The organism is Pseudonocardia sp. HH130629-09 (assembly GCF_001294645.1).
Classification (GTDB): domain Bacteria; phylum Actinomycetota; class Actinomycetes; order Mycobacteriales; family Pseudonocardiaceae; genus Pseudonocardia.
Map to the genome: position 1 here is coordinate 3,927,866 of NZ_CP011868.1, position 21,933 is coordinate 3,949,798.

General features: G+C 73.0%; 19 protein-coding genes and 1 pseudogene. 11 read left to right on the forward strand and 9 right to left on the reverse strand.

Translation table 11 applies throughout. The annotated features are described in order from the left end of the window. The first annotated feature begins 77 nt into the window (after positions 1-77). The 7 genes and pseudogenes from XF36_RS18055 (at position 78) to XF36_RS18085 (ending at position 5,320) form a co-directional block, all read left to right on the forward strand. Positions 78-1,211 carry a sensor histidine kinase gene (locus tag XF36_RS18055; protein WP_145981411.1) on the forward strand — a complete coding sequence of 378 codons (1,134 nt, stop codon included), beginning with the start codon at positions 78-80 and terminating at the stop codon, positions 1,209-1,211. Continuing rightward, positions 1,208-1,912 (forward strand): response regulator, encoded by a 705-nt coding sequence (locus XF36_RS18060; RefSeq protein WP_238588947.1) that lies wholly within the window; start codon positions 1,208-1,210, stop codon positions 1,910-1,912. Before XF36_RS18055 ends, XF36_RS18060 begins: the two co-directional genes overlap by 4 nt. Before the next feature lie 228 nt (positions 1,913-2,140). Next, positions 2,141-2,341 (forward strand): three-helix bundle dimerization domain-containing protein, encoded by a 201-nt coding sequence (locus XF36_RS18065; protein WP_145981412.1) that lies wholly within the window; start codon positions 2,141-2,143, stop codon positions 2,339-2,341. 48 nt (positions 2,342-2,389) lie between these two features. Next, on the forward strand, positions 2,390-2,626 hold the full coding sequence (locus tag XF36_RS18070) for a hypothetical protein (RefSeq protein WP_145981413.1): 237 nt from the start codon (positions 2,390-2,392) through the stop codon (positions 2,624-2,626). 292 nt (positions 2,627-2,918) lie between these two features. Next, positions 2,919-3,308 (forward strand): annotated as a pseudogene (locus XF36_RS18075) (IS5/IS1182 family transposase); the annotation flags it as partial. 210 nt (positions 3,309-3,518) lie between these two features. Next, complete coding sequence (locus tag XF36_RS18080) at positions 3,519-3,884, forward strand: transposase family protein (protein ID WP_238588948.1); 366 nt, start codon at positions 3,519-3,521, stop codon at positions 3,882-3,884. A gap of 224 nt (positions 3,885-4,108) precedes the next feature. Further along, a complete protein-coding gene (locus XF36_RS18085) occupies positions 4,109-5,320 on the forward strand; it encodes an IS256 family transposase (RefSeq protein ID WP_238589343.1) in 1,212 nt (403 codons plus the stop codon). A gap of 256 nt (positions 5,321-5,576) precedes the next feature. Here the strand turns inward: XF36_RS18085 and XF36_RS18090 are convergent, their stop codons facing one another. Next, positions 5,577-6,653, reverse strand: a complete 1,077-nt coding sequence (locus XF36_RS18090) for an ISAs1 family transposase (protein ID WP_202968414.1) — start codon at positions 6,651-6,653, stop codon at positions 5,577-5,579. Positions 6,654-6,665: 12 nt separating this feature from the next. Between XF36_RS18090 and XF36_RS18095 the strand changes: the two genes are divergently transcribed. Further along, the gene (locus XF36_RS18095; protein ID WP_238588949.1) at positions 6,666-7,991 is read left to right on the forward strand and encodes an MFS transporter; all 1,326 of its coding nucleotides are present in this window, start codon (positions 6,666-6,668) and stop codon (positions 7,989-7,991) included. A gap of 122 nt (positions 7,992-8,113) precedes the next feature. On the opposite strand, the gene XF36_RS18100 is transcribed toward XF36_RS18095, so the two are convergent. From XF36_RS18100 to XF36_RS18110, 3 genes are all read right to left on the reverse strand, one after another. Beyond that, positions 8,114-9,721, reverse strand: coding sequence for a phytoene desaturase family protein (locus XF36_RS18100; protein WP_060712886.1), 1,608 nt, complete (start codon positions 9,719-9,721; stop codon positions 8,114-8,116). Between the two features lie 3 nt (positions 9,722-9,724). Further along, the gene (locus tag XF36_RS18105; RefSeq protein WP_060712887.1) at positions 9,725-10,498 is read right to left on the reverse strand and encodes a cyclase family protein; all 774 of its coding nucleotides are present in this window, start codon (positions 10,496-10,498) and stop codon (positions 9,725-9,727) included. Between the two features lie 122 nt (positions 10,499-10,620). Next, the gene (locus XF36_RS18110) at positions 10,621-11,595 is read right to left on the reverse strand and encodes an AraC family transcriptional regulator (RefSeq protein WP_060712888.1); all 975 of its coding nucleotides are present in this window, start codon (positions 11,593-11,595) and stop codon (positions 10,621-10,623) included. Between the two features lie 151 nt (positions 11,596-11,746). Here XF36_RS18110 and XF36_RS18115 point away from each other — a divergent pair, with 151 nt between their 5' ends. The 3 genes from XF36_RS18115 to XF36_RS18125 all read left to right on the forward strand — a co-directional run bounded on the left by XF36_RS18115 (position 11,747) and on the right by XF36_RS18125 (position 15,071). Continuing rightward, the gene (locus tag XF36_RS18115; RefSeq protein ID WP_060712889.1) at positions 11,747-12,538 is read left to right on the forward strand and encodes an SDR family oxidoreductase; all 792 of its coding nucleotides are present in this window, start codon (positions 11,747-11,749) and stop codon (positions 12,536-12,538) included. A gap of 5 nt (positions 12,539-12,543) precedes the next feature. After that, positions 12,544-14,067 carry a flavin-containing monooxygenase gene (locus XF36_RS18120; protein WP_060714801.1) on the forward strand — a complete coding sequence of 508 codons (1,524 nt, stop codon included), beginning with the start codon at positions 12,544-12,546 and terminating at the stop codon, positions 14,065-14,067. Between the two features lie 164 nt (positions 14,068-14,231). Continuing rightward, positions 14,232-15,071 carry a PaaX family transcriptional regulator C-terminal domain-containing protein gene (locus tag XF36_RS18125; RefSeq protein ID WP_060712890.1) on the forward strand — a complete coding sequence of 280 codons (840 nt, stop codon included), beginning with the start codon at positions 14,232-14,234 and terminating at the stop codon, positions 15,069-15,071. Positions 15,072-15,371: 300 nt separating this feature from the next. On the opposite strand, the gene XF36_RS18130 is transcribed toward XF36_RS18125, so the two are convergent. The 5 genes from XF36_RS18130 to XF36_RS18150 all read right to left on the reverse strand — a co-directional run bounded on the left by XF36_RS18130 (position 15,372) and on the right by XF36_RS18150 (position 21,452). Further along, on the reverse strand, positions 15,372-15,785 hold the full coding sequence (locus XF36_RS18130; RefSeq protein WP_060712891.1) for a RidA family protein: 414 nt from the start codon (positions 15,783-15,785) through the stop codon (positions 15,372-15,374). Position 15,786: 1 nt separating this feature from the next. Continuing rightward, positions 15,787-17,478 (reverse strand): indolepyruvate oxidoreductase subunit beta family protein, encoded by a 1,692-nt coding sequence (locus XF36_RS18135; protein ID WP_202968415.1) that lies wholly within the window; start codon positions 17,476-17,478, stop codon positions 15,787-15,789. After that, complete coding sequence (locus XF36_RS18140; protein ID WP_060712892.1) at positions 17,478-19,646, reverse strand: indolepyruvate ferredoxin oxidoreductase subunit alpha; 2,169 nt, start codon at positions 19,644-19,646, stop codon at positions 17,478-17,480. Before XF36_RS18140 ends, XF36_RS18135 begins: the two co-directional genes overlap by 1 nt. 132 nt (positions 19,647-19,778) lie before the next feature. Next, positions 19,779-20,075: a hypothetical protein gene (locus XF36_RS18145; protein WP_060712893.1), complete on the reverse strand. Its 297-nt coding sequence runs from the start codon at positions 20,073-20,075 to the stop codon at positions 19,779-19,781. Between the two features lie 48 nt (positions 20,076-20,123). Beyond that, positions 20,124-21,452, reverse strand: a complete 1,329-nt coding sequence (locus XF36_RS18150; RefSeq protein ID WP_060712894.1) for a phenylacetate--CoA ligase family protein — start codon at positions 21,450-21,452, stop codon at positions 20,124-20,126. Positions 21,453-21,933 lie beyond the last annotated feature (481 nt).

Sequence of the window (21,933 nt, forward strand, 5' to 3'; positions counted from 1 at the left end):
GCCGGGGTCAGTGCCGGACGTCGTGACCCCGGACCATGACTTCCGGCACCGGTGCCCGCGCCGCACCGTGCCCTACCGTGTCCGACGTGCGCCGGATCGACCCGAACGTCGTGGCCGGACTCATCATGAGCGTGCTGTGCGGCATCCTCGCCGTCCCGGTGGCGCTGGAGCAGGCAGCCGGAGTCGCGAGCCCCCTCGGCCCGCCGTGGCTGTGGTGGGCCGCCTACGCCGCGTTTCTCCTCGCGCTGGTGGTGGGGGGCTGGCTGGACGAGGTCGTCGGGCCGGTCGCGGTCCGAGCGCTGCTCGCGCTGATGGTGCTCGCCTCGTCGGCGCTGGTCCTGCTCGGCGCGCACTTCGGCTGGCTGCCGATCTTCCTGGTCGTCACCGCGTCCGTCTCCACCTACCACCTGCGGGGCCCGGCGACCGCCGCGATCGTCGTCGGCAACGTCGGGGTCGCCGCCGCGGCGGCGCTGGTCGCGGGCGGGTCGGTGCAGGTCGCGGCGGTCACCGGCGCGATCTACCTGCTGCTGCAGAGCGCCTCGGTGCTGCTCATCGTGGCGCTGCACCGGGAGGAGGCGTCGCGACGACGCCTCGCCGCCGCGCACGCCGAGCTCGCGGCCGCGGGCGCCGCGCTCGCCGAGACCAGCCGGGCCCAGGAGCGGCTGCGGATCTCCCGGGAGCTGCACGACCTCGTCGGGCACCAGCTCACCGCGCTCGCCCTGGAGCTGGAGATCGCGACGCACAGCGGCGACGACCCGGGCGGGCACGTCGCGCGGGCCCGTGCGCTGGCCGGTGACCTGCTCACCGACGTCCGCACGACCGTCGGGCAGCTGCGCGGCCGCGCCCCCGACCTGGCGGCCACCCTGGAGAGGGTCGCCGGGCAGCTGCCCCGCCCGGTGGTGCACGTGCGCGTCGCCGACGGGGTCGCCGCCGACGAGGAGCGGACGCTCGCGGTGGTCCGCTGCGTGCAGGAGATCCTCACCAACGCCATCCGGCACGGCGACGCGGACATCGTGTGGATCGACCTGTCCCCCGTCCCCGGCGGCGGCCTGCGGCTGTCCGCCCGCGACGACGGCCGCGGTCCCGCCGCCGACGTGGTCCCCGGGAACGGGCTGCGCGGCCTGGCCGAACGGGCCGAGGCGTTCGGCGGGTCGGTCGACTGGGGCCCCGCCGCACCGCGCGGGTTCGTCGTCACGGCAGTGCTGCCGTGACCGGGCCGACGACGCCCGGTGGCCGGCCGGTGCGCGTGGTGCTCGTCGACGACCAGACCCTGGTTCGGCACGGCATCCGCGGGCTGCTCGGCCTGGCCGACGGGGTCGAGGTCGTCGCCGAGGCCGGGGACGGTGCGGAGGGGGTGGCCGCCGTCGTCGAGCACGACCCGGACGTGCTGCTGCTGGACCTGCGCATGCCCCGTCACGACGGGCTGTGGGCGCTGACCGAGCTGCGCTCGCGCGGGCTCGACGTGCCGGTGCTCGTCCTCACCACCTTCGACGACGACGAGCTGGTCCTGTCCGCGCTGCGCGCCGGGGCCCGCGGCTACCTGCTCAAGGACGTGACCCTCGACCAGCTCGTCGGCGCGGTGCGGACCCTCGCCGACGGAGGCACCCTGATCAGCCCGGCCGTCACCGACCGGTTGCTGCGCGCGGTGCGCGACGGCCCGCCCCCGGCCGACGACGGCTCCGGCGTCGGCCCGCAGGACCTGTCGGCCCGCGAGGTCGAGGTGCTGCGGCTGCTCGCCGCCGGGCACAGCAACCGTGAGATCGCGCAGGTCCTCGTGCTGGCGGAGGGCACGGTGAAGAACCACGTGTCCAGCGTGCTGCTGAAACTGGGCACGCGGGACCGGACCCGGGCGGTGCTGCGGGCCCTGCACCACGGCCTGCTCGACCCGCCACGGGGCCGGGACGGGGTCTGACCCGACCGTCCGACGGCGACGCGGCGGCGGGTCACGATCGCGCTCCGTGGTCACGGGTGTCACCCGTTCCGACGCGATTGAGCTGCCCGTTCCCGGGTACTCCTCACTCAGCCGGGTGAGGATCGACGGAAGGATCGTCATGACCGACACACAGAGGGACCTCCGTTCCGGACTCCGTCGGTGTCGTCGTCGGACGGGCGCCTGCCGCCGATCCGCCGGCGGCCTCCGGTGACGCCGGACCTCGCCCGGGCCACCGACGCCGTCAGCAGGCTGATCCACGAGCTCGGTCCTGCCGTCAGCCGGGACGCCGTGGTCGCCGCCGTCGCGCAGGCCTGCGACGACCTGCGCGGCAGCCCGGTGGGTGCGCTGCCCGAGCTGGTCGAGCGGCTGGCCAGGGCCCGCCTGGAGCAGTCGACCGCAGGCCTCTGAGCCGCCCGCCCCGGCATGGGGAGCCGGGCGTCCGGGTACCCCCGCCCGATGAGCGACGAGGAGAACGACACCGGACGCGCGAGTCCCCCGATCGACCCGGCACGTGCGCTCGACGAACTCGAGGAACGCGTGCTCGGCAAGCGGGTCGACGCCGGCGACACCGAGGCCGATCGCGAGGAGTCTTCGGACGACACCACGTCCGAGGGCGCGGCCGAGCCGGAACCCGTCGAGGGCACCGGCGAGCCGGGCGAGGCCGGAACCGGGGTGGACGCCCCCACCGACTGAGGCCATCCCGCCCATCGGGCGCTCCTCGCGGGCCCCGGCACGGTCGTCCGGGTCCGGACGCAGCCCGACCGGACCCGGACACACTGCGTCATGTCCCGACGGTGACGTACGGAACACAACCGACATAAGGTGCCTTCTCGACGATGCCGTCCCAGGAGGTACCAATGAGCCTTTGCCAACCTGGTGTTGGGGCTGGTCAGAGCCTGTGCGGCGTGGCGTGCCCCCGAATGGGTGAAGCTCCTGGTAGACGGGCGATTGCTGAGATCGAAACCGTCCAACCAGGAGCTTCAAGGTGCTGTCCTACCCGTCCGGGATGACCGTGTCCAGCCGTGCCCTGCACGTACTCTCTGACGCGCTACGGGCGCACCGCAACCAGCGGGCGACCCGCTGGCGGAAGCTGACGTGCGGCCGCCAGGCCCTGCTCGTGGTCGCCCACCTGCGCAAGGGCGAGACCTACACCGACCTCGCCTGCGGTTTCCGGGTCGGGACCTCGACGGTCTACCGCTACCTGCGCGAGGCGATCGACCTGCTCGCGGCAATGGCCCCCACCCTCGAGCAGGCCATCGAGATCGCCATCGGCAAGGCGTTCGTGATCCTCGACGGCACCTTGCTGCGCATCGACCGCGTCGGGATGGCCTCGGGCTATGACCGCGGGTTCTACTCCGGCAAGCACAAGTGCCACTGAGCCCTTTTCAACCTGCCGTTCCGGCAGCTCAGGGGCCTGGTTGTGTGGGTGCAGACGCCGAGCTGGCGAGCCGGTGACCTGTGCAGCTGTGGTCAGAGCAGTTGCGCTGCAACCTTCGCGATCTCCTGACGCAGAAGCTCGCTGGTCAGGTTGAAAAAGGCTCACTGACTCAACGTCCAGGTCATCGCCGACCCCGCCGGCCGGCTGGTGTGGATCTCCCCGCCGCTTCCCGGAGCCCGCCACGACATGGGCGCCGCCCGCGAGCACGGCATCATCGACGCCCTGACCGAACATGACATCCCCGCCGCGGCCGATACCGCCTACCAGGGCGCCGGCCCGACGGTCGCGGTCCCGCACCGGCGGCGACGCAAGGACCCCGACACCGGCCGGTTCCGCCCGCTGTCGCACAACCAGCGCGAGGTCAACGCCGCTCACTCACGCCGCCGCGGACCCGGTGAGCGGGTCAACGCCGAGCTGAAGAACTGGAAGATCCTGCGCAAGATCCGCTCCAGCCCGAACCGGGCCGGACAGCTCATCGCCGCAGTTCAGACCCTCATGATCGTCAACACCTGACCAGGTTGGCAAAGGCTCAGTTAACTTAGCGGGGTGTGTCGCTGCCCTGTAGGTCTCTGGCTGGTTGGGGACTGTTTCAAGATCGGTGTTTTCGGCCCGACACGCCGGGCTGAGGTCCGGCGAGATGGGCACGGACAGTGATGACATCGGACCTTGTGGATCCAAGCGAGGGTGACCCGAAGCCTGCTCGGCAGGCGTCGGCGGAGCGGGCCGCTGCGGCGGCGATGGTGGCCGAGGCGAAGGCGCGCGGGCTGGCGTTGACCGGCCCGGACGGCCTGTTGAAGCTCTTTACCAAGAATGTTCTGGAAACGGCGCTGAACGAGGAGATGACCGAGCACCTCGGGCACGACAAGAACCGGGCCGACCCCGGCCGGGAATCCACCAACGTGCGGAACGGGTCCCGCTCGAAGACGGTTCTCTCGGATGCCGCGGGTGACGTGGAGATCGACGTTCCGAGAGACAGGGCCAGCACTTTCGAGCCGCAGATCGTGAAGAAGCGTCAGCGGCGCCTCACAGATGTCGACGAGGTCGTACTGTCGCTGTATGCGAAAGGGATGACGACCGGGGAGGTTTCCGCACATTTCGCTGACATCTATGGGGCGTCAGTATCGAAGGAGACGGTCTCGCGGATCACCGACAAGGTCGTCGCCGAGATGAATGACTGGGTTGGTCGGCCGTTGGATTCGGTGTACGCCGCGGTGTTCATCGACGCTGTCCACGTCAAGGTCCGGGACGGGCAGGTCGCCAACCGGCCGGTCTACGCAGCCATCGGCGTCACCGTGGACGGCTGCAAGGACGTGCTGGGGCTGTGGATGGGCGTCGGCAGTGAGGGCGCGAAGTTCTGGATGAGCGTGCTGGTCGACCTGAAGAACCGCGGCGTGCGTGACGTGCTGTTCCTGGTCTGCGACGGCCTCAAAGGACTCCCGGAGGTCGTGGCCAACGTGTGGCCGCAAACCATTGTCCAAACCTGCGTCGTGCACCTGATCCGAAACACTTTCCGGCTGGTGGGTCGACAGGACTGGGACGCGGTGAAGCGCGACATCAAACCAATCTATGCCGCGCCCAACCCGAATGCAGCACTTATCGCTATGGATGAGCTCGACGAGAAATGGGGCCGTAAGTACGCGGCGATGATCCGGCTATGGCGCAACGCGTGGGAAGAGTTCGTGCCGTTCTTGGACTACGACGTCGAGATTCGAAGGGTGATCTGCTCTACGAATGCGATCGAATCGCTTAACGCCCGCTACCGGCGCGCGGTGCGGGCGCGTGGTCATTTCCCCACTGAGCAGGCTGCGATGAAATGCTTGTATCTTGTGACTCGCAGCCTGGACCCGACCGGGACGGGCCGCACGAGGTGGACGATGCGTTGGAAGCCCGTGATCAACGCGTTCGCCATCACGTTCGGTGACCGCTGGCCGGGAGCCGAGACCTACTGAGCAACGACGCCGAAACACCGATCACGAGACAGGCCCTCTCTGGCTGGTTGGGGCTCGCCAGCTCGGCGTCTGCACCCACACAACCAGGCCCCTGAGCTGCCGGAACGGCAGGTTGAAAAAGGCTCAGTAACTTAGCGGGGTGTGTCGCTGCCCTGTAGGTCTCTGGCTGGTTGCCGGGTCGCCTGGTCACTGAGGTGTTCTCAGAGCGTGTTTGAGAAGATCAGGTTGTAGGCGTGAACCCAGGGTCCCGGCAAAGTCACGTGATCTTGTAGGTGTGCAGGGCCCGGGAGGCGTCGCGGGCGTGGTGGCGCAGTGCGGCGGCGATGTTGGTGACCCCGTCCAGGCGTAGCGCGGTGATGGCCAGGTTCCGCAGCGCGGCCATGGTCTGTGGCCCGGCGCCGGTACGCACTGCTGATCGGTCCTCGTCGAAGGAGACATCGCGGACCCAGTGCAGCCGGTTCTCGATGCCCCAGTGCCCGCGGATCCAGCCGGCGAGCAGCGCCGGATCAGCGTCCGCGCCGCCCAGGCTGGTGATCGCGTAGACGGTGACCACCCTCCAGCGCCCGCCGGGTCGCAGCGGGCGGCGCCGACGGATCACTCTGATCGCCTGAGCGGCGTGCGGGAAGAACTCGCCCCTGCCGTCCGGACACGGATCCAGGGCGACCACGCTGATCGTGCGGGTCTCGATCCGGCCGTGTCCACGAGCGCGTTGTTGCGTGCACGGTCCGACCGCCGACCACGGGATCCGGCGCAGCCGGGCGAGCAGACCGGGCTGGTTGGCCTTGACCGTCATGACGTAGTGCCCGCCACGTTCATACAGGTAATCGGCGTGCGTGCGCTGAGTGTGCAGGGCATCTGCGGTCACGACGACGCCATGCAGGTCCAGTCCGGACAGCACGGTCACGGCGGCAGTCAGCTCCGCAGCCTTGGCCGGGACCTGGGTCTGGGCCAGCACGACGCCGCTGGCCTGATCGATCACCGACACCAGATGTGGGAGTCCGTCGGGGGTACGGGCGCCGCGCACGGTCTTGCCGTCCAGTGCCCAGACCGGTCGCTGTTCTCGACGGGGCCGATCGACACCGGTCGGTCGTGTACCCAGCTGCGCGCTGGTCCAGGACCCCCGGGCTGCTTCCAGCGCGGCGGGATCGAGCTGCTGGAGCAGCCGGCGGATCGTCGACTCGTGTGGTACCACCAGCGCCGCGTGTTCCGGGTCGATGGCGAGCCGGTCGGCGAGTTCGATCAGCACGCCGGCGCCGACGTCACGGGCGTGTTCGGCGATCGCGGTGAACGAGCGGGCACCGGCCAGCACCGCGCACGCAGCCAGCACCAGCACCGGCAACAGGGCATGACGGACTCCGCGAGCTCGTCGCGGGTCGGGCACTTGACCGACGTGTCCGACCGTTCCGCACCACCGGGTACCGGGACCCGTTCCCGCGCCTGGGCCATCGCCCTGTGCTGGACGGCGATCGTCGTCGACGGCTACGACCTCATCGTCTACGGCACCGTGCTGCCCACCCTGATCGCCGGTGAGTGGGCGCTCGACGCGGGCACCGCGGGCTGGATCGGGTCACTGGCACTGGTCGGCATGCTCGTCGGCGCGCTGCTCGCCGGGACCGTCACCGACCGCATCGGCCGACGCCGGCTGATGATCATCTGCATCGCCTGGTTCTCGGTCGCGATGGCGCTGTGTGCCCTCGCGCCGTCGCCGGAGGTGTTCGGCCTGCTGCGGTTCGTCGCGGGCATCGGGCTGGGCGGGGTGGTGCCGACCGCGATCGCGCTGACCGTCGAGTACGCCCCGGCCGGGCGGCGCAACGCGGCGAACGCCCTGATGTTCTCCGGCTACTCCGTCGGCGGCGTCGTCGCGGCGCTGTCCGGGATCGTGCTGCTGGAGCAGCTGGGCTGGCGGGCGCTGTTCTGGATCGGCGCCGGGGTCGGCGCGGTGCTGCTCGTCGTCGTCGCGGTGGCGCTGCCGGAGTCGGTGGCCTACCTGGTCGGGCGCGGTCGCCGCGCGGAGGCGGCCGCACTGGCCGCCCGCTACGGGATGCCGGTCCCCGACGACGCCCCGCCCGGTGCCGGCCGCGCCGGGCTGCGTGCGCTGCTCGACCGCCACCACCTGCGCGGCACGCTGCTGTTCTGGGTCGGCACCGGGTTCGGGCTGCTGCTGGTCTACGGCCTCAACACCTGGCTCGCCCAGATCATGCGTCAGGCCGGCTACCCGCTGGGCGGGGCGCTGGCGTTCCTGCTGGCGCTCAACCTCGGCGCGATCGTCGGGGCGCCGCTGCTCGGGGCGCTCGCCGACCGCATCGGGCCGCGCCCGGTCGTCACCGGGATGTTCCTCACCGCGGCGGCGTCGATCCTGCTGCTGATGAACCGCTTCCCGACGCCGGTGCTGCTCGGCCTGATCGCCGTCGCCGGGGCCTGCACGATCGGCACGACGATCATCGTGAACTCCTACACCGCCACCTTCTACCCCGAGCACCTGCGCGCCGCCGGGCTCGGCTGGTCGCTGGGGATCGGCCGGATCGGGGCCATCGCGGGTCCGCTCTACGGCGGCGTCGTGATGGCGACCGGGGCCGGGTTCGCCGCGAACTTCCTCGCCTTCGCGATCCCCGCCGTGCTGGGCGCGATCGTCATGGTGCTGGTGCCGCGGGGCGCAGCCACGCACCCCTGACGGGGCACGTGCGCTGGCCGCGCGCGAGCGGCGACACCGCCGGATGATCGCCGGGAGCGGAGCGCGCAGCGCAGTGCGCCGCCCCGTGCACTCCACTCCCGGCGATCACCGACGGCCCGGCGTCACCGCCCGGACAGGCGCGAGCGCAGCCGCGCCACCGGCCCGGGGGTCGCGAGCCGGTCGGCGACCAGGAACCCCGACGCCCCGCCCAGCCCCGGACCGGGGTGGGTGGACGCGCCGATCTGCCACAGCCCGGGCACCGGCGTCGCGTGCCCGCCGGAGGTCGGCAACGGCCGCCACCAGAAGTTCTGGTCCAGCTCGGCCGACCCGGCGTAGGGGTCCCCGCGCAGCGCGTTCGGGTTGTGCGCGGCGATCGCGGTCGGGTCGAGCACGTCGACCCGACCGACGAGCTCGCGCAGGCCCGGCGCGTGCGCGGCGACCCGGTCGAGGACCCGCTCGGCGTAGCCCTGGGCGAGGGTGGCGTCCCAGCCGTCGGCGGTGTCCAGCTCGCCCGCCGCGTCGCCGACCGGGGCGAAGGGCAGCTCCTGGAGCTGCAGCCACAGCGCGGCGGCACCCTCGGGGACCCGGGTCGGGTCGAGCACGTGCTGCTGCCCCACGACGACGGTCGGCCGGCGCGGCAGCAGCCCCGCCTCCGCCTCGGCGCAGGCGATCGCGGTCGAGTCGGACCCGTCGCAGACGTGGACCAGGGAGACCTCGCGCAGCCGGGTGTCGGCCCACGGGACCGGCCCGGACAGCGTCACGTAGATCTGCATCGCGGCCCGGCCCGGGCGGTAGCGGGCGGCGGCGTCGGCCACCGGCGGCGGCACCACGGTGGGCGGGAGCAGCGAGCCGTAGAGCGCCGGCGGGGTCACCGAGGCCAGTACCGCGCGCCGCGCCCGGAACGCGAACCCGTCACCGGCGACGCCCGTCGCGCACCCGGAGGCGACCGTGACCCGCTCGACCCGGCAGCCGGTGTGCACCGCGACGCCGAGCTCGTCGAGCAGCCGCTCCCAGGCGGTGAGGAAGTGGCCCGCCCCGCCGGCGACGACCGGCAGCCCGGCACCGTGCATGGTCGCGGCGAAGATCGGGACCATGAGCCCGCCGGACGCGGAGTCCGGGGCCAGGCCGGCGTGCAGCAGCCACGGCGCCCAGAGCCGGTCGGTCTCGGGACCGGTGAACCGGGCGCGCATCCAGGACCGGCCGGAGGTCAGCGCGTCGCGGGCGTAGGTCGCCATCCCGGCGACGCCTGCGGCGCGGGCCAGCGTCGCGACCGGGCCGAGCATGCCGGGGGCGTGCAGCTCCGCACCGAGGAGCCCGCCGATCCCGGCGGCGTGCGCGCCGAACCGGTCGATCATGGCCCGGTAGGCGTCGCGGTCGGCCGCCTCGGCGAACCCGGCGACGGTCGCCTCGACCGACCGGTGGGCGAGCGCGACCGAGCCGTCGCCCGCGACCGTCGCGGTGAGCGGGCCGTCGGTGTTGGCGTAGGCGAGGCCGTGCCGGTGCAGGTCGTCGCCGAAGGCGGCGTAGGCCGGGCCGGTGACGAACAGCGGGTGCCAGCTCGACCAGGTGTCGTGGACGAACCCGTCGTGCTCCTGGGCGGCGACGAACCCACCGACCCGGTCGTGGTCCTCGACGAGCGCGACCGACCAGCCCCCACGGGCGAGTCGGGCGGCCGCGACCAGACCGTTGATGCCGCCGCCGACGACGACGGCGTCGTACGTGGCGTGCACGGCTCAGCCCTCGACCAGTGCGAGCACGCGCGCCGGGCTGCCCGAGCCGCCGATGATCGGCAGCGGGCACACCACCAGCACCGCGCCGGTGGCCGGGAGCTGGTCGAGGTTGCGCAGGCTGGTCAGCCCCCACTTGTCCGCGCCCATCAGCTCGGAGTGGCACGGGAACGCGGGCTCCAGGTTCGGCGCCTGCCCCGCGTCGGTGCCCACGGTCTCCACGCCCAGGCCGGTGATCGGGGTCTCGCGCGCCAGCCACCGCGCGCACTCCGGTGCGACGCCCGGGGTGTGCGGTCCGTTCTCGTCGGCGTTGGCGAAGGCCGCCTCGTCCTCCCCGCGGGCCGACCACCCGGTGCGCAGCAGCAGCCACCCGCCCGCGGGCAGCGGACCGTTCTCCGCCTCCCACGCCGCGACGTCGGCGATCTGCAGCAGGTAGTCGGGGTCCTTCTCGGCCTCGGCGGTCCGGTCGATCACCGCGACCGGCGCGACGAGGGTCGACAGCGGCGCCTGCGAGACGTCGAGGCCGTCCCTGCCGGTGATCCAGTGGTTGGGCGCGTCGAGGTGGGTGCCGGTGTGCTCGCCGGTGCGGATGTTGTTCCAGTACCAGGCCGGGCCGCGGTCGTCGTAGCGGGAGATCTCCTCCAGCTCGAACCGCGCGGTCTGGCCGAACGGCTCGGGCAGCTCGAGGATCGGCGTCGAGGCCTGCAGCGGGGTCGTCAGGTCGACGACCCGGACCGAGCCGGAACGCGCGGCGTCGAGCAGGGCGGAGAGGACGGACACGGGGACCTCCAGGTCGGTCGGGACGTGCCGGACAGCTTCGTCGCACCGATGCCTGTCCGGCCATCCGTTCCGCGCGGCGGCTGTCCGCTCAGGGTCAGCCGCCCAGAGGTCGGCCGCCCAGGTCAGCCGCGCAGGGTCTCCGACGGCGACTCCCCGAACCGCTCCCGGTAGGCGACGGCGAACCGGCCCAGGTACGCGAAGCCCCAGTCCGCGGCGACCTGGGACACCGTGCGCCGAGTCGGGTCGGACTCGGTGAGCTCGGCCCGCACACCGGCCAGCCGTGCCTCGCGCAGCCGCGCGGTCGGCGTGGTGTCGAGGTGGCGGCGGAAGCCCTCCTGCAGGCTGCGGACCGAGAGCCCGACGGCCTCGGCGACGTCGTCGACGGTCAGCGGCTCGCGCGCGTGCCCCTCGATCAGCGCCTCCGCGCGGCGGATCACCTTCGGCACCGCGGGCGGCGGGTCGGCCGCGGCGAGCAGCTCGTCGCTGGACGAGTGCGGCACCGCGGCGAGCAGCTGGCTCATCAGCAGCTGCTCGGCCTGGGCACGCAGCACGGGGTGGGTGAGGCCGCCGGGGCCGTCGAGGTCGGTGCGGACCATGTCCACCGTCGACAGCCAGGACCGCGCGGCCGGGGTGGTGAGGTCGACGCTGGTCGCCAGCCGCAGCGGCTTCGACGGCGGGCGGCCCAGCAGCCGGTGCAGCTGCCCGGTCAACGCCTCGCGCTCGACCCGCACGATGAGCTGCTCGTTCCCGGACTCCCAGGTCATGTCCAGGCCGGCGTCCGGGTCGGGCACCGACGCCGTGCGGGCGTCGGAGACGACCTCGGTGCCGCCGGTGCGCACCAGGGCGCGCCCGGAGAGCGGGATCTGGACCAGGACGAACGAGCGCAGCGGCTGCGGCCTGATCCGTACCGCCGCCCCGTAGGAGAGGTAGGACAGCCCGACCGCCCCGAACGCGGCCGTGTTGAACCGGACCGGCGCCGGTGTCGCGGGGTCCACCGGCTCCAGCCGGTGCGGGCAGAACACCTCGCCGACCCGCTCGCGGGCCTCCTCCAGGTCCGGCGAGTGCACCCGTCGGAAACCGCTCAGCACCTCGGTCATGGCACCTCCTCGTGCTCGACCCCGGTTCGTGCGTCCCGGCCGCGTCCCACGGACAGCGACCGCGTGGTGGGGATAGTCACGCCCACCATATAGCCAAATGATGACTGCCATCACGCGTCCGCTAGATGACCGTCATGTTTCGGAGGCTCCCATGACTGACCTGCACGGCCGCACGGTGCTGGTGACCGGCGGATCGACCCTGGTCGGGCACGGTGTCGTCCGTGCCCTGCACGCCGCCGGGGCGTCCGTCGCGATCGCCGACATCGACGAGGCCGGCGCGAAGCCGCTGCTCGACGAGCTCGGCGGGCGCGTCGCGTTCCACCGCACCGACATCACCGACGACGACGCGGTGGCCGCCACCGTCGCCTCCGTCGCCGCCCCGTCCGGCCTGCACGGCCTGGTGAACCTGGCGTGCAGCTACCTCGACGAGGGCGCCGACACCGGTCGGGCCGACTGGCTGCGCGCGCTGGAGGTCAACCTGGTCAGCGCGGTGCAGGCCGCCCGGACCGCGCGGGCCCACCTCGCGGCGGCCCGCGGCGCGGTGGTCAACCTGACCTCGATCTCGTCGAAGGTCGCCCAGACCGGGCGCTGGGTCTACCCGGCGTCGAAGGCCGCGCTGGTGCAGGTCACCCGCTCCATGGCGATGGACCTCGCCGGCGACGGCATCCGGGTCAACTCGGTCTCCCCGGGCTGGACCTGGTCGAAGATCATGGACGACCTGTCCGGCGGCGACCGTGCGCACACCGACCGCGTCGCCGCCCCGTTCCATCTGACGGCCCGCGTCGGCGACCCGGACGAGGTCGGCGCCGTCGTCGCCTTCCTGCTCTCCCCGGCCGCCTCCGCCGTCACCGGCGCCGACTGGGCCGTCGACGGCGGCTACTCGGCGATGGGTCCGGAGCAGGCCGTTCCCGCCATCCCCCAGCTCGCGACCGCTTCGGAGTGACCACCATGAAGATCGCCGTCGTCGGGGCCGGATTCGCCGGCCTCTCCTCCGCCAAGGTCCTGACCGGTTTCGGTCACGACGTCACCGTGTTCGAGAAGGCGCCGGACGTCGGCGGGGTGTGGAGCGCCAGCCGCCGCTATCCCGGCCTGACCACGCAGAACGACAAGGGCACCTACTCGCTGTCGGACTTCCCGATGCCGAAGCACTACCCGGAGTGGCCGTCCGGCCAGCAGGTGCAGGAGTACCTGGAGTCCTACGCCCGCCACTTCGGCATCCGCGACGCGGTGCGCACCGACACCGAGGTGCTCTCCGCCGAGCCGCGCGAGGGCGGCGGCTGGACCGTCACCACCGCGGGCGCGGCCGCCGGGGTGGGCGAGTTCGACCACCTCGTCGTCGCGAACGGGATCTTCTCCGAGCCGTTCCTGCCGCCGCTGCCCGGCACCGAGGAGTACCGCGCCGCGGGCGGGCGGTACTGCGCGCCGTCGGACTTCACCGACATCGACGACGCCCGCGACCGCGACGTCGTGATCGGCTACGGCAAGTCCGGCTGCGACGTGGCGGTGGCCCTGAACAGCGTGTCGCGCACGACCACCGTGGTGGCCCGCGAGCTGCTGTGGAAGATGCCCCGCCGGATCGGCGGTGCCCTGAACTACAAGTACCTGCTGCTCACCCGGCTCGGCGAGGGCCTGTTCCGCTACGCCCACCTCGCCGGCTTCGAGAAGTTCCTGCACGGCCCGGGCAAGGGCGTGCGCAACGGCATGATGTCGAGCCTGCAGGGCCAGATCGTGCGCCAGCTCGGGCTGCAGAAGCTGGGCCTGGTGCCGGGCGGGTCGCTGGAGGACATCGCGCGCTCCACGGTGTCGCTGGCCACCGACGGCTTCTACGAGGCCGTCGCCGACGGCTCGATCACCGTCCACCGCGACACGCTCATCAGCGCGCTCGGTGCCCGCGACGGCAGGCCCGTCGCGATCCTGTCCGACGGCACCGAGGTCCCGGCCGACGTGGTCGTCGCGGCGACGGGGTTCCACCAGCGGGTGCCGTTCCTCTCCCAGGACGTGCGGGACCGGCTGGTCGACGAGCGCGGCAACTTCGAGCTCTACCGCCAGATCCACCCGCACACCGTGGCGGACCTGAGCTTCTGCGGGTACAACTCCTCGTTCCTGTCCCCGCTGTCGGCCGAGGTCGCGGCGCTGTGGATCGGGGTGCACCTGGCGGGCGGGATCGATCTGCCGTCGGTGGAGCAGCGGCGCGCCTTCGTGCAGGAGCGGCTGCGGTGGATGGAGGAGCGCACCGAGGGCAAGCACGCCCGCGGTACGAACATCATCCCGTTCTCGCTGCACAACATCGACGAGATGCTCTCGGACCTGGGCGCCGGCATCGGACGGCGCCGCCGCCTGGCCGAGTGGCTGCTCCCGGTCGACCCCGGTGCGTACGCCCGGATCACCGCCGAGCTGACCGCCCGGCACGCCCCGCTCACTGCGGCCGGGGCGGACCGGCGGACGGGGGCCCCGCTGCGGGCCGCCGGGTGACGAGCACCGCTCCCCGGCGACGCGCCGCACCGTCCCTCCCGGACGGTGCGGCGCGTCGCCGCGTTGCGGGGGCCGACCCGACCACCGCCCTGACCACCGCACCGACACCCCGCCGTCGGCCCGGCGCGCGGCCCGGCCGACGCTCGCGGCCGTACGATGCCGACGTGACGACCGTCGCCGAACCGGAGGAGATCCTCGCGCCCGTCCCGCCGCGCCGGCTGATCGTGTCGGTGTACGGGCTCTACGCCCGCGAACGCGGCGGCGCCCTGTCGGTGTCGTCGCTGGTGCGCCTGCTCGGCGGGCTCGGGGTCGACGGCCAGGCCGTGCGCTCGGCGGTGTCGAGGCTGAAGCGGCGTGGTCTGCTGGAGCCGCAGAAGGTCGGCGGCGCCGCCGGGTACCGGCTGTCGGCCGCGCTGGCCGACGTGCTCGCCGAGGGCGACGAGCGGATCTTCTCCCGGCGCCGCGCCGGTGCCGGGGAGGGCTGGATGCTGGTGGCCTTCTCGGTGCCCGAATCGGCCCGTGACCAGCGTCATCAGCTGCGCAGCCTGCTGATCCGGCTCGGCCTGGGCACCGTGGCTCCCGGCCTGTGGGTCGCGCCGGCGCACCTGGAGGCCGAGGTCTCGCACGCGCTGGACCGCGCCGGTCTGCGCGGGTACACCGAGCTGTTCCGCAGCCGGCACGTCGCCGGACGCCCACTGCGCGAGACCGTCGCGTCCTGGTGGGACCTCGACGCCCTCGCCGCGCAGTACTCGGCGTTCGTCGCCCGCCACGAGCCGGTGCTGCGCGCCTGGCGCGACGCCGACGGCACCGCCGAGCAGGCCTTCGCCGACTACGTGACGCTGGTGACCGTCTGGCGACGCCTCCCCTACCTCGACCCGGGCCTGCCGCTGGAGGCGCTGCCCGAGAACTGGGTCGGCGACCGCGCCGAGGACCTGTTCGGCGACCTGCGGGCCCGCCTGGCCGGCCCGGCACGGGAGCACGTCAGCAGCGTCCTGGACTCCTGAGCCTCCGGGAACCGCGCCGTGCGTCCGGCGGCCTGCGTGGGCAGCGCTGTCGCGCCCACCGGCCACGGGCCCCGTGCGTCGCCGGAGCAGGGACGGACCGTCGCCCGGCAGGACGATCACGGGCAGGCGCCCGGCGGAGCGACCGCGCGGGCAGGAGGTCGAACGATTCGCTTACCCGGTAAGCGAGTTCACCGAACCCCCTGGTCCGGCACGCTCCACCCGGCCACGGAACACCTCCACCCACACCGGAGCGCCGGGCCCGGTGGTCCGGACCCGGCGCGCGCGGGCGGGTGGCCGCGGTCAGACCCGGCGCGCCGCGACCGCCTCGATCTCGATCAGGGCCTCGGGCTGCCACAGGGCGGTGACACCGACGCCGGTCATCGCCGGGTAGGTCCGCCCGCACAGCTCCTTCCAGATCGCGCCGATCTCCCTGCCGCGGGCCTGGTAGCCCGGCACGTCGAGCAGGTAGATCCGGACCGACAGCAGGTCAGCGGGCTCGGAGCCCGCCGCACGCAGGGCGGTGATCACGTTGGTCAGGGCCTGCCGGAACTGGTGGACGATGTCGCCGTCGACGATCGTGCCGGTCGCGTCCATCGCGGTCTGGCCGGAGAGGTGCACGGTGTCGCCGTGCCGGACGGCGTGGGTGAAACCGGACGGCCTCGCGAGGGCGTCCGGGTTGATGAGCTCGACGTCGGATGCGGTGCCGGTGGTCATGTCAGTGCTTCCCCTTCTTCGACGGGACGGTGGTGGGCAGCCCGGCCCCGGACAGCTGCTGCCGCAGGGCGGCGCCGTCCTCGTCGGCCAGGGCGGCGGACCGCAGCCGGGCGAGCACCGCCGCGGCGTCGGCGCGGCCGCGCAGCTCGCCGGCGGCCCGGCAGAGCAGGGCGAAGCTGTCGTTGCCGTGGGCGTAGGTGGCGCCGTAGCCCTTGAGGACCTTCTGGCAGACGACGACCTCGGTGGCGAGGTCCGTGTCCTCGGCGGCGATCCCGAGCGCGAGCGCCGTCCACGCCTCGATCGCCTGCTGCTCCTCGACGAACCGCAGCGACCGCGGCCGCAGCGGACGCATCCGCGCCATCGTCGCGAGCATCGCGTAGCCGGTCACCGAGGTGGTGTCGAGGACCATGCCCTCACGGGTGACCCGGTCGACGGTGCGGGTGAACGCCCGCGACCGGCGCAGCACCTTGCCGAGCCGGTACGGCAGCGTGTCGGTGATCTCCTCGGCCTGCGGGTGCAGGTACTCGCGCACCTGGGACAGCTGCGCCGAGGTCACCCGGGCCTCCTCACGGACCCGTTCGAGACGGCGCTTGCGGGTCTTCTGCAGGGCGACGTGGATCGTGTCCTGGTAACACATCCACAGTGCCAGGTGCCGGGCCGCCTCGGTGGTGAGGCGGGCGGCGCCGGCCCGGTCGGGGTCGACGGCGGCGAACGCGCGGACCCGGTCGAGGTAGCGGGCGGCGTAGTCGAGGTCCTGGTAGACCCCGGTCCGCACGAGCCCGTGCAGGACCGTGGACCGCGACGCGGCCGGCAGGTCGGCGACGGTGCGGGCGAGCGGCCGCAGGTCCTCCCCCACCAGGGACTCCGGGTCGGTCGCGGCGATGTCGTTGCGCCGCGCCTGCTCGCGCTCCTTGCGCTCCTCGGCGGAGACGGGGCGGGGCCCGATCGCGATGTCGACGGTCGCCGGCGCGCGTGGCGCGGGCGGGGCGGGGGCGAGTGCGGCGGTGGCGGCGTCGAACCCGCCCGCGAACGCGGCCAGGCTCGGCTCGACGCCCTTGCCGGCGTCGCGGATGGCCTGCTCGAAGCGGTCCCGGGAGAAGGGCAGCGCCCCCGACCCGGCGAGCGCCCCGAACAGCGCCGCGGAGATCACGCTGCGGTGTTCCTCGGCGATCGCGGCGAAGTCCGCGGCGACCAGGTGCCGCGCGGCGCGGCCCGCCGCGGCGACGAGCTCGTCGGAGTCGACGCGGCCGTCACCGAGGTGCATCTTCTCGTCGATGGAGTAGACGCGGTTGGTCGAGGTGATCAGCGTGGTGCGGTCGGGGGTGGCGAAGCCGCGTTGCACGGCGCGACCGCACTCCATCAGCTCCGAGGCGACGACGACGTCGACCTCGCCGGGCGTCGGGAACACCGACAGCACCGGCTCGGCCCGGCCCGCGCCGTCGGGCGAGTCGCTCTCGGGCAGCGGGGGGTGCAGCTCGGCGTAGTAGACGGTCGCCCCGGTCCGCTGGGCGACGCCGGCGACCGAGGTGGTCTGTGCGTGGTAGCCGGCGGCCTCGGCGACGGCGACGACCCAGTCGGCGAGCACCCCGCCGCCCTCGCCGCCCATCGCGAGGATCGCGAGGGTGATCGGGCGGTTCCCGGCGTACCAGGACGCGGTGCCGGTCCGGGTCGGTGCGGGCATCACGGTGGGCATCAGGCTGCCTCCATCCGAGCGGCGCGGCGCTCCAGGCCACGTCCGACGAGGGTGATCCACCAGGACCGGACGCGGGCGCGGACCCGCTCGCCGGCCGTGGGGTTGTCGACGACGTCGGTGCGATAGAACGACGGGCACAGCACCGCCGCGTGGGCGTTGTTGCCGCAGACCCCGCACCCGACGCAGGAGTCGAGCACGGTCGCGATCGGGTCGGTGCGCAGCGGGTCCGGGTTGTCGGTGATCGTCAGCGACGGGCAGCCGGAGATCCGGATGCAGGCGTGGTCGCCGGTGCAGGTCTCCGGGTCGACGCCGAAGCGTTCGCGCACGACGCGCTCGCCGCGCTTGAGCCTGGCCGCGCGGTCCTTCTTGACCCGGCGCTGCCGGTTGAGCTGGCACTCCGACTGCATGACCAGCAGCTCGGGGCCGGGCTCCCTGCGGCGGAACGCCTTCAGGAAGGTGTCGCGGACGCGGGCCACGTCGTAGGTGTGGTCGATCGTGGTGGCGTTGGTGATGCCGAGCCCCCGGGCGGCCTTCTCGATGGGGTGCTTGGTCGAGCGGCGCTCCAGGTCTGCGTGGCTGGACAGCACGTCCTGCCCGCCGGTGGCGGCGGCGTAGTCGTTGTCGACGACCACCATGACCTGGTCGGACTTGTTGAACACCGCGTTCCCGACGCCGGACACGAGCCCGTTGTGCCAGAAGCCGCCGTCGCCCATGATCGACACGGGCCGCTTCTCGGCACCGCCGCCGGCCAGCGCGGACGAGCCCGCGGCGCCCATGCCGTAGCCCATCGTCGTCGCGCCCAGGTCGAACGGGGCATTGATGGCGAACAGGTGGCAGCCGATGTCGGCGGAGATCTGGTGCTGCCCGGTCTCGCGCTCGGCGAGCTTGAGGCCGGAGAAGATCGGGCGCTCCGGGCAGCCGGTGCACAGGCCCGGCGGGCGCGGGCGCACGACCTCGGCGGCGACCCGTGGCGCGAACGGGCTCGCCGGGTCGGCCGGGTCGCGCAGCAGCGACGGCCGGTGGGTGACGACGTCGGGGGCGTACTTGCCGAGGAACTGGTCCAGTCCGCGGGTGATGACCTGGGCGGTGTACTCGCCGCCCGCGGCCAGCATGTCCTTGCCGTGCAGCACGGTCGGGACGTCGGCACGGCGCAGGATGGCGTGCAGGTTCTGCTCGATGTAGTCGGGCTGCCCCTCCTCGACCATGATCACGGCGCGCTTGCCGGCGCAGAACTCGACGATCTCGGAGTCGACGACCGGGTAGGTCACGTTCATGACGTAGGTCGGGACGCGGGTGCGGCCGAGCGTGTCGGAGGCACCGAGCAGCTCCATCGACCGGTTCAGGGTGTTGTACAGCCCGCCCTGGACGATGATGCCCACGTCGGAGGCGGTGCCGTCACCGGGGAACAGCTCGTTGAGTCCGTGCTCCCGGATGAACTCGACCGCCCGGGGCCAGCGGTCCTCCAGCTTCTCCCGCTCGTGGGCGAACGACGCGGGCGGCAGCACGATCCGGTCGACGCTGCGCCGCGGGGCGTCCGCGGCCTGGGCGACGGTCATCGGCGGCCGCACGTTGTCCTTGGCGACGAACCCGCCGTGCAGGTGGCAGGACCGCAGCCGCAGCTCCAGGAAGACCGGGGTGTTCGACGCCTCGGACAGCGCGAACCCGGATTCCACCGCGTTCACGATCGCGGTCGTGTCGGCGCGCGGGTCGAGCAGCCACATCTGCGACTTCATCGCGAACGCGTGCACCCGCTCCTGCATGATCGAGGAGCCCTCGCCGTAGTCCTCGCCGAGGATCACCAGCGCACCACCGGTGACCCCGCCCGAGGCGAGGTTGGCCAGGGCGTCGGAGGCGACGTTCGTGCCGACCGGGGACTTGAAGGTGATCGCGCCGCGCAGCGGGTGGTGCACCGACGCGGCCAGCATGGCCGCGGCCGTCGCCTCGGAGGCGGAGTTCTCGAACCGGACGTCGAGCTCGTCGAGGATCTCGCGGGCGTCGCCGAGGACGTCCATGAGGTGCGAGATCGGCGCGCCCTGGTAGCCGCCGACGTAGGCGACGCCGGACTGCAGCAGCGCCTTCGTCACGGCCAGGATGCCTTCGACGTGCAGCGTCTCGCCGGCACCGGCGCGCAGCTTCTGCACCTCGGCGGCGAAGGACCGTTCGGCCATGGCCGTCCTCTCGTCGTGGTGGTCGTGGTGGTGGGTGTGGTCGTCAGGACCGACGCTAGGCATCGGATCGCGCGGCGCCTATCCCGTGGACGTGGTCCCTGTCCGATCGGCGCCGCGGGGCGGGTACGGCGGTCAGACGTCCACGTCGGTCAGGTGCTCGAAGCGCAGGCCGAGGTCGGTGACGGCGACGGCGACCGGGGCGAGCGCGGCGCGCAGGTTCGCCGCGACGCAGGGCGAGAGGTCGTCGCGGCGCAGCGCGGCGACGATCCGGTCGTAGACGTCGAGCAGGGCCTGCTCGGCGTCGTCGAGCGGGACACCGAGCAGGTCCGTCGCCCGGTCGGCGGCGGCGCGCGGGGCGGACGGCACGGTGGTCGTGGCGGTGGTCGTGGCGGTGGTCGTGGCGGTGGTCGTGGTGGTGGTCGTGCTCATGGCGGGCTCCTCGCAGGTCGGGTCGGGTCGGGTCGGCGGTGGGCCCGGTCAGACGGCCGGACGCAGGTCGGTGAGCCGCTTGGCCTTCAGCTCGAAGCGGGGCAGCTCCCCGGTCGCGGCGCGGCGGACGTGGAAGCGCAGGCCCTCGTGCGCGTCGGCCAGCTCGGCACCGACCCGCCCGGACAGCAGATCCCACGCGGTGTCGTCGACGGTCGGGGCGGGCTCGAGCAACAGCTCGATCTCGTCGCGGTCGCCGGGGCGGGAGATGCGGATCTGGAACTCCTCGATCCCGTCGAAGCCGCGGACGATGGCCTCGACGGCGCCGGGGTAGACGTTGGTGCCGCGGACGAGCTTCATGTCGTCGACCCGGCCGACGATCCCGCCCTGGTACAGGTCCCAGGTGCGACCGGAGGTCGTCGCCGTGCCGGGGACCTTCACCACCAGGTCGGCGGTGCGGTACCGCAGCAACGGGGTGGTCGAGCGCCCGAAGGAGGTGCAGACCCGCTCGCCGCGCTCGCCGTAGCCGACCTCGCGCCCGGTCTCGGGGTCGATCACCTCCTCCAGGAGGTGGTCCTCGATGACGTGGCAGCCGCCGGGCTGCTCGGCGGGGGTGAACATGACGATCGTCGACACCTCGGTCATGCCCGCGGTGTCGTAGGCCCGCGCGCCCCACTTCCGCTCGATCAGCGCCGTGGTCTCCGGGATCGACCCGGCGGGCTCGCCGGAGAGGATCACCCGGCGGACCGGGCCGTTCACCAGGTCGATGCCCAGCTCCTCGGCCTCGGCGGCCAGGCGCAGCGCGTAGGTCGGGGTGGACGCGACGACGGTCGCGCCGAAGTCGTGGATCTGGCGCACCCGCTGGGCGGTGGACTGCGCCCCGCCGGGGATGGTCAGCGCCCCGACCTTCTCCAGCCCGTTGTGCAGGCCCCAGAACCCGATGAACGAGCCGTAGCCGAACGCGACGTAGCCGACGTCGTGCGGGCGGACCCCGGCGCCCCACAGCGCGTAGCACCACATCTCCGCCGACCACGACCAGTCCTTGCGGGAGTCCAAGGCACGCAGCGGGGTGCGTCCGGAGGTGCCGGAGGTGGTGTGCAGCCGGATCGCCGACTCCGGCCCGGTGACCGGCAGCTCACCGAACGGCGGGTGCGCGTCCTGGGACACCATCCACTCCTCGCGGGTGAGGAACGGGATGCGCGCCAGGTCGTCGCGGGTGCGGATCCGGTCCGGGTCGACGCCGGCGAGGGTGCGCCGGTAGTGCGGGCTTCGGTCCTTCGCCCAGGCCAGCACCCGGCGCAGCTTCGCGAGCTGCAGCTCGACGAGCTCCGCGCGCGGCATGAGCTCGGTCTTGGGGTTCCAGAACGGCTGCTCGGTCACGACGTCCCCTTCTCCCGGCGCAAGCCGTATATCGCTGACGTGACGACAGTCATCACAGCACGGAACAGCGACTTCCGACAACCCCCGTCACCGAGGCACCCGGGGAACGAGATCGGCACGTCATGGCGCGAAACGCGGACACTGTCCACCTGACGCAGATGGTCGCGACGCGCTTGCCGTGACACTGTTCATCGTGTTTCAGTGGTTTCCGTCAACGCAACGACACAACAGGAGGTCGGGATGCGCCTGGCGACCCTGCGCCGCGCGGACACCACCGTCGCCGCCGTCGCCGCCGACGGGCGGTGGGTGCCGCTGGGGTACCGCGACGTCGGTGCGCTGCTGGCCGACCCGGACGGCCCCGGCCGGGCCCGCGCCGTCGCCGCACCGGGTGCGGCCCCCGGGGTGAGGACCTCGCCGCGGTCGTCCCGCACCCGGCGAAGGTCGTGTGCTGCGGGCACAACTACGCGGGACACATCCTCGA

Excerpts from the sequence above, each read along its gene's own strand:
- XF36_RS18095 (WP_238588949.1), top strand. The coding sequence starts at position 6,666 with ATGACGGACTCCGCGAGCTCGTCGCGGGTCGGGCACTTGACCGACGTG.
- XF36_RS18145 (WP_060712893.1), bottom strand. The coding sequence starts at position 20,075 with ATGAGCACGACCACCACCACGACCACCGCCACGACCACCGCCACGACC.
- XF36_RS18070 (WP_145981413.1), top strand. The coding sequence starts at position 2,390 with ATGAGCGACGAGGAGAACGACACCGGACGCGCGAGTCCCCCGATCGAC.
- XF36_RS18085 (WP_238589343.1), top strand. The coding sequence starts at position 4,109 with ATGGTGGCCGAGGCGAAGGCGCGCGGGCTGGCGTTGACCGGCCCGGAC.
- XF36_RS18115 (WP_060712889.1), top strand. The coding sequence starts at position 11,747 with ATGACTGACCTGCACGGCCGCACGGTGCTGGTGACCGGCGGATCGACC.
- XF36_RS18120 (WP_060714801.1), top strand. The coding sequence starts at position 12,544 with ATGAAGATCGCCGTCGTCGGGGCCGGATTCGCCGGCCTCTCCTCCGCC.
- XF36_RS18140 (WP_060712892.1), bottom strand. The coding sequence starts at position 19,646 with ATGGCCGAACGGTCCTTCGCCGCCGAGGTGCAGAAGCTGCGCGCCGGT.
- XF36_RS18110 (WP_060712888.1), bottom strand. The coding sequence starts at position 11,595 with ATGACCGAGGTGCTGAGCGGTTTCCGACGGGTGCACTCGCCGGACCTG.
- XF36_RS18130 (WP_060712891.1), bottom strand. The coding sequence starts at position 15,785 with ATGACCACCGGCACCGCATCCGACGTCGAGCTCATCAACCCGGACGCC.
- XF36_RS18135 (WP_202968415.1), bottom strand. The coding sequence starts at position 17,478 with ATGCCCACCGTGATGCCCGCACCGACCCGGACCGGCACCGCGTCCTGG.